The organism is Alcanivorax sp. HI0083 (assembly GCF_001635175.1).
Map to the genome: position 1 here is coordinate 1 of NZ_LWFX01001181.1, position 6,630 is coordinate 6,630.

General features: G+C 58.5%; 5 protein-coding genes. 3 read left to right on the forward strand and 2 right to left on the reverse strand.

Features of this window, described 5'->3' with window-relative positions:
• Together A3754_RS16955 and A3754_RS16960 are read right to left on the reverse strand one after the other, a co-directional pair.
• A partial coding sequence (locus A3754_RS16955; protein WP_063520645.1) for a hypothetical protein occupies positions 1–744 on the reverse strand: 744 nt, incomplete at its 3' end.
• 81 nt (positions 745–825) lie between these two features.
• The gene (locus A3754_RS16960; protein WP_063520642.1) at positions 826–1,896 is read right to left on the reverse strand and encodes an AraC family transcriptional regulator; all 1,071 of its coding nucleotides are present in this window, start codon (positions 1,894–1,896) and stop codon (positions 826–828) included.
• A 207-nt stretch (positions 1,897–2,103) separates the two neighbouring features.
• Here A3754_RS16960 and A3754_RS16965 point away from each other — a divergent pair, with 207 nt between their 5' ends.
• From A3754_RS16965 to A3754_RS16975, 3 genes are all read left to right on the forward strand, one after another.
• A complete protein-coding gene (locus A3754_RS16965; protein ID WP_063520643.1) occupies positions 2,104–2,535 on the forward strand; it encodes an SRPBCC domain-containing protein in 432 nt (143 codons plus the stop codon).
• Positions 2,536–2,598: 63 nt separating this feature from the next.
• Complete coding sequence (locus A3754_RS16970; RefSeq protein ID WP_063520644.1) at positions 2,599–5,256, forward strand: RND family transporter; 2,658 nt, start codon at positions 2,599–2,601, stop codon at positions 5,254–5,256.
• 404 nt (positions 5,257–5,660) lie between these two features.
• Positions 5,661–6,630, forward strand: a 970-nt coding sequence (locus A3754_RS16975) for a hypothetical protein (RefSeq protein ID WP_156497046.1), incomplete at its 3' end; no start/stop codon positions are given.

Below are 6,630 nucleotides of genomic sequence, written 5' to 3' on the forward strand. Positions count from 1 at the left end.
CAGATACTTGCTCGAACCCAACTCATAACCCTGATCATTCTCATCCAGAGGAATGTTGGCACTGACCTGCGCGCCCCAGCTCCAGCTGTCATATTGCTTGTTCAGGGTCAGCCCCGGGCGCAACTCATAGCTGCCGGAGCCCAGCTGCATGGGGTAAGGCAGCTGCAGATCCTGACCCGCCATGGGAATATAGTCTTCTTCCTCGATAGAACCGGTGGGCAGCCCAAACACCATATTCAGGTGCAAGCGGTAGCCATTTTCATCGTAGAACTTGTAGAGGCCTCCGATGCTGGCATCGCCGATCCCTGAGGTTTCCGTATCGAACTCGCCTAGGGTGGTGTTACCCATCATGGTCATGCGGGTCTTGGTGGTCATCTCGTTGGTGCTGTACGGCAACATCGCCATCAGGGTGAGGTTATCCGTGGGCGCGTACATGCCACCAAGCATATGCATGTGCATGGTCATCTCGTACGGCAGGGCTTTCATGTTCATCATGCCCATGCCCGGAATCTCGGCAAATGCTTCATCCGTGCTCAGAGAGTCACTACCGGATTTCGCCCCACTCATGCCCATGCCCATATAACGGTAGGAAAGCATCCACTCACCCTTACCGTGCGTGTGGTCACCCATCACAGAAATCGGCGCATGGCTGTCAGCGCGCCCGCCATCATAGTGGGCAAGCACAGCAGGACTGACAGTAAACAGCGACAGCGATATCGCAGCGGACAAAACGGAACGAGACATGACATTTCCCCGGCATTGAATATTCGCCCGCAAGGATACGGGCCCGGGAAAAAATACCAATGTGGCAAAGTGTCACACCGCTCAAGCGCGAGAGTCAGTGGGCGTGAGCTTACCCGGCTCCTGGTGAAACGTTTTCTGGTATGCCTTGCGATATTGACCCGGCGCACACCCCTGCCAGCGCTTGAACGCATGGTAAAAATTGGCGGTATCGGAAAAACCCAGTTCAGCGGCCAGGCCGTGCATGTCGCAACGGGGCTGGCTCAGGGCCTTGCAGGCATGCTGATGGCGCACCTGATCGCGCAGTTGTGCAAACCGCGCACCTTCTTCCTGGAGGCGCCGCTGGAGCGTACGCGGGGTCATGGCCAGCGCATCGGCCACCGCTTCCATGGTCACCGTATGCTCACCGAGTAGCCGCTCCAGATGCTTGATCACCTGCCCGGTAATACCCGCCGCCCGAGACAGGCCTGCCAGCACCTGGTCCGCAGAACGGCGTAATCGTTCATTGTATTTCGGATAGGCGCGGGGCAACGGTGTGCCAAGCAGCTCGGCACTGAACTGGATGGCATTCTGGCTGGCAGCAAACGACAACGGACACTGGAAAAAGGCGCCATAGCTTTCCAGCTCATCAGGCGATGGCTGGCCGTGCAGGAAGCAGGCGCCAGCCAGGGGCATTTCCGCCCCCAGTAATGAGCGCCCGATGGACACCATGGTGGCCACCACGACTTCGTTGTGTGCCCGCGTGGCCGTAAAGCGCAAGGTCGGGTCCTTGCTGATCACCGATAGCTGCACATTCTTGCCGTGCAGGTCGAGAGAGAAATCCAGGTAGGGAACCACCAGATCCTTATAGCGAAACAGCATGCCGATCCCGTTATCCAGGGTATTGGCGGTAGCCATCAGGTTACCCAGCAAGTCCAGATTGCCATAATGGTTATCCGCCCCCACATGCAGGCCGAATAGCGGATCATCACTTTCCGTAAAGGCGGCATAGAGCAACGCATCCAGCTGCCCGAGGCTGATGAAGCGATCGCTGCGGCCGACAATATCCGCATCGATCCCCACCTGCTCGAACAAGGCCTGCACGTCCAGTTGATCACGTAACGAGACTTCAAGAAGCCCCGGCAAAATCGAGGCCGGTAACAGTGTTGTTGTCATGCTGACTCCTCGCAATCACCCGAAACTAGGCAAAGGCCCCGGGCAGGTCAACAACGTCTGCCGAATTGGCCCGTTTTACCGACTGGAGGTTGGTGCCTACTGTGCGTAATCTAGGGAGCTTTGAATAATGGCTTTGGTGCTATCGCAGTGGCCTGCGTCACGCACTTCCTGGCAGCCCCTTCCACCCAATAAAAACACGGATGCAGCATGCTAAAACGTTATCTGGTCGACGAAGTCACCGACACCCGCGCCTCCCGCAAACAAGCTTTCAAACTGTTTGTCGACGCCGACAACTGGGCCAGCTGGTGCTCGGTGGTCCGCCACGCCCGGTTACTTAATGGTGGCTGGCGCCCCGGTGCCCTGCTGCTGTTTGTGGTCGACCTGCCTCGCCTGCCGCCAGCCCCCGTGGTGGTGAAAGTACTGGAATACAAGGAAAACGAGCGTATCACCTGGGGGCTACAACTACCGTTTGCCCGCATTATTCACCGCTTTACCTTTATCGATGATGGCCAGGGCGGCTGCCGGGTACATCAGGAAGAGTGGACTGAAGGCCTGCTGACCTTGCTGGCCTGGCCCGCCGGCAAAGCCATTCACCGCTTCGATACGCAGTTCGCGGCAGAATACGCAGCCATGTTCTGAAAACGGTCTGTTCGCTGTATACCGTGCAAGACTGAAGCCCCTGTAACGTAAACCGGATACCTCATGACCCATCGATTGTTTAAGGCCTATTGCCGGGCCGTACTGGCACACCCTGTCTTCTGGCTTGTGCTGCTGGTGTTGCTTTGTGGCGTCGCTGCCACGCAGGCCCGCAACTTCAAGATCGACGCGTCGGCGGACTCAATGGTGCTGGAAAACGACAAAGCGCTGGAGTATTACCGCAAGGTTTCCAAACAGTACGGCGGCAGTGATTTCCTGATCATCACCTACAGCCCCAAAGACAAACCCCTGTTCCAACAGAACAGCCTGGACCACCTGCAATCCCTGCAGCAATCGCTCAAGGATGTGGACCGGGTCAGTTCGGTCTACAGCATGCTGGATGTGCCCCTGCTGTTCAGCCCCCAGGTGGAATTCAGCGACCTGGCCAACGACTACCGCACCCTCACCAGTGACGGCGTGGATCTCTCCCTGGCCGAAAAGGAATTTACCGACGAGAACCCGCTCTACGAAGACTTATTGGTCAGTGACGACGGCAACACCACCGCCCTATTGGTGAGCTTCGAACGCGACCAGAAATATTACGACCTGCTCTACAAACGCAACGACCTGCGCGACCAGCAACGCAACGGCGAACTGAACGAACAAGGCCAGCAAGCACTGGAAGCTGCCACTCGCGCCTTCAGTGACTACAGCAGCCAGATCCAGCAACGCACCGCCGGGGAAATCGACCAGGTGCGTGAGATCATGGACCGCTATCGGGACGACGCCAACCTGTTCCTGGGCGGCGTGCCGATGATCACCACCGACCTGGTGCGCTTTATCCGCTCGGACCTGAAAGTGTTCGGCGTCGGCGTGCTGGTCTTCCTGATCCTCACCCTGTTCCTGATTTTCCGCCGCCCTCGCTGGGTGATCGTGCCGCTGGCCTGCTGTGGTGTCACCGTCCTGACAGTCACCGGCTGGCTGGGCTGGATGGACTGGAAGGTGTCCGTGATCAGCAGCAACTATATTTCCCTGCTGCTGATCATCACCATGTCTATCACCATTCACCTCACCGTGCGCTTTCGCGAGCTGCACGAAGAGAACCCGGACGCCAGCCAGAAATGGCTGATCCGCGAGACCGCCGCCCACATGATGCGCCCCAGCATCTACATGATCCTCACCACCATGGTGGGCTTCTCCTCGCTGGTCATCAGCGGCATTCGCCCGGTAATCGACTTCGGCTGGATGATGACCCTGGGCCTGGGCGTGTCACTGATCGTCTGCTTTCTGGTGTTCCCCGCCCTGCTGGCCCCGCTATCCGCCGGCCAACCCCGGCAAGGGCGTGATCTCAGCCGGGAATTGACCCTGGCCTTCGCCGGCTTTACCGAGCGCCGCCGGCCCATTCTGCTGATCGTCGCGCTGGCCGTGATCGTCGCCTCCCTGTGGGGCGTCAGCCGCCTGACCGTGGAAAACCGGTTCATTGATTACTTCCAGAAAGACACGGAAATCTATCAGGGCATGCTTCAGATCGATCGCAAACTGGGCGGCACCACCCCACTGGATATCGTCATCGATGCGCCCAAGGCCACAACCGCGCAAAAAGCCGCCCTCAACCAACCCGCCACCGGCTGGGACGGTGACAGCATGGAGGACAGCCCCAGCGACCCGTTTGCCTCTGACAGCCCTGACGAGGCTGGCAACGCGGATCCCTTTGCCAGCAGTGACCCTTTCGCGGCAGACAGCGCCGATCCTTTTGCCGACGGTGACCCCTTTGCCAGCGAGGCCGGTGCAGACCCCTTCGCGACGCCGAAAAAGGCTGAACCCAACCCGCTCAAGGGCGCTTACTGGTTCACCCCGGCCCGGCTGGGCCAGCTGGTGGACATTCAGGACTACCTGGAATCCCTCCCGGAAACCGGCAAAGTGCTCTCCATCGCCACCACCTACGAGGTGGCGGAAAAACTGAACGGGCGGCCGCTCAGCTATGTGCAGCTGATGCTGCTGGCCAGCTTTATCCCGGATGATTTGCGCAACCAGCTGGTCAAGCCTTACCTGTCTGACGACGGTGACCAGGTGCGCATCAGCGTACGGGTAATCGATTCCGACAAGAACCTGAACCGTAACGAACTGCTCGCCAAGATCCGCACCGACCTGCAAAACGACTTTGGCCTGCAGCCGGAACAGGTGCACCTCACCGGTGCCATGGTGCTCTACAACAACATGCTGCAAAGCCTGTTCGACTCCCAGATCAAGACCCTGGGTTATGTCTTTGCGGCGATTCTGTTCATGCTGCTGATCCTGTTCCGCAGCCTCCCCGTGGCACTGATCAGCATGGTACCCAGCCTGATCTCCGCATCCCTGGTGCTCGGGCTGATGGGCTGGATCGGCCTGCCGCTGGACCTGATGACCATCACCATCACCGCCATCACCATTGGCATCGCCGTGGATGACACCATTCATTACATCCACCGCTTCCACGAAGAACTGCCCAAAGACAACGACTACGTGGCCACCATGAAGCGCTGCCATGGCTCCATCGGTAAAGCGATGTACTACACCTCGCTCACCATCATTGCCGGCTTCTCCATCCTTGCTCTGTCCAGCTTCAACCCCACCGTCTACTTCGGCCTGCTCACCGGCCTGGCCATGCTGGTCGCCCTGCTCAGCAATCTCACCCTGCTGCCAGCACTGCTGATCACCGTCAAACCCAAACTCAGAGCGGGCTAACCCCTCCGCCGGCCACTGAGGGAGCTTGCAAGCAAGCTCCCTCGCCCTTCCTGTCCCTCTGCTTTATCGCAAGGCGGAAATGGCACAAGTAATCGTCGCCACAATAACGCCTCCTTCTAGCCCAATGCTGTTCACTTAAGAGAAGCAGCGCTACGCCAACATCTTCGTCATGCGAGCATGACTTCCCACCAATCCCGAAGTTTGAGGGAGGTTGTGGGAAGCGATGTTTACATCGCGAAGGCTTTAGGCATGGCACAGAACCTTAAGTGAACGGTATTACCCCTCTAGCCGGTTTTTTTGCCCAATAAATGGCAGAATGCCATCAACAGAAACCGGGCGGGGGCTCGGGATACAACAGAGGGAAGGGGTACATCAAGATGTTTCATATTGCAGATTCCAGACCGATGCTCTGGTCAATAGCGTTGCTCTCCGTGCTGGCCTCCGGTTGTACCGGCACCCAATACATGCCAGCGCAAGGCCAACTGGCCGGCCCGGCGACTGCGCCACAAGCGCTGCAAGGTTTCGCGGGCACCGCCGATATTCAGCTGGATCTCCCCGGTGGTTACGCCTCACCCGAGGCTCGCAACTACCCCACCCAGCTCGCCACCAGTGAAGTCAGCCGCTGGTTTGCCGATGCCGGCGAAGACTTAACCGTGAGCATGCATAACGAGAACATCGATGACAGTGGCTGGATCACCATGATCCCTTACTTCCTCACGCTCGGTATTTTGCCCTCCTGGGTAACCACCAAGGGCGAGACCGTCATGGAAGTGAAAGCCGGGGACCAAGTACTGTTCCAGAACCGCGAACCCGTGCAATACAAGTCAGCCCTCTCCATGCTGCTCCCTACTTCCTACCTGGTAGGCAGTCCCGGCACGGAGCAGTACGAAGTCATGACCAACGACCAGCTCAACCGTCACAAGCAGGCGTTGCAACAATTCATTCAGTCCCAGCAGGCCGGCTACGAAAGTGCCGTGTCCGCAGGCACCGTCGACGCCTACCGTCAGTATCTCAACAACAACCCGGAATCCTTCTTCCGCATGGAAACCCTGCGCCGCCTGGCCGAGCTGGCTCCCGCCACCCATGCACTGCCCTATCACCGCGATAACATCGCCATCGACAGCGCCTACATCGTCTACCTGCCCGATGAATACGACATCTGGTTTCTGGGGCCACAAGACATGAAGGTCTACGACGTATTGCGGCTTTCCCGTGATGAAGACAACACCTTGCTAGCCTCACGCATCCGTGCCGCCAAGCAGCCATACAAGGTCTTCAACACGGACGAAATCGCCCTGCTCAAGGAAGGCGGCCTGTCCTCCAACCTTATCGCCGCCATGATTGATGCCAGCGCCAGCAGCCAACCCGGCCCAA

Coding starts and splice junctions, on each gene's coding strand:
- A3754_RS16960 (WP_063520642.1), bottom strand. CDS start 1,896: ATGACAACAACACTGTTACCGGCCTCGATTTTGCCGGGGCTTCTTGAA.
- A3754_RS16970 (WP_063520644.1), top strand. CDS start 2,599: ATGACCCATCGATTGTTTAAGGCCTATTGCCGGGCCGTACTGGCACAC.
- A3754_RS16965 (WP_063520643.1), top strand. CDS start 2,104: ATGCTAAAACGTTATCTGGTCGACGAAGTCACCGACACCCGCGCCTCC.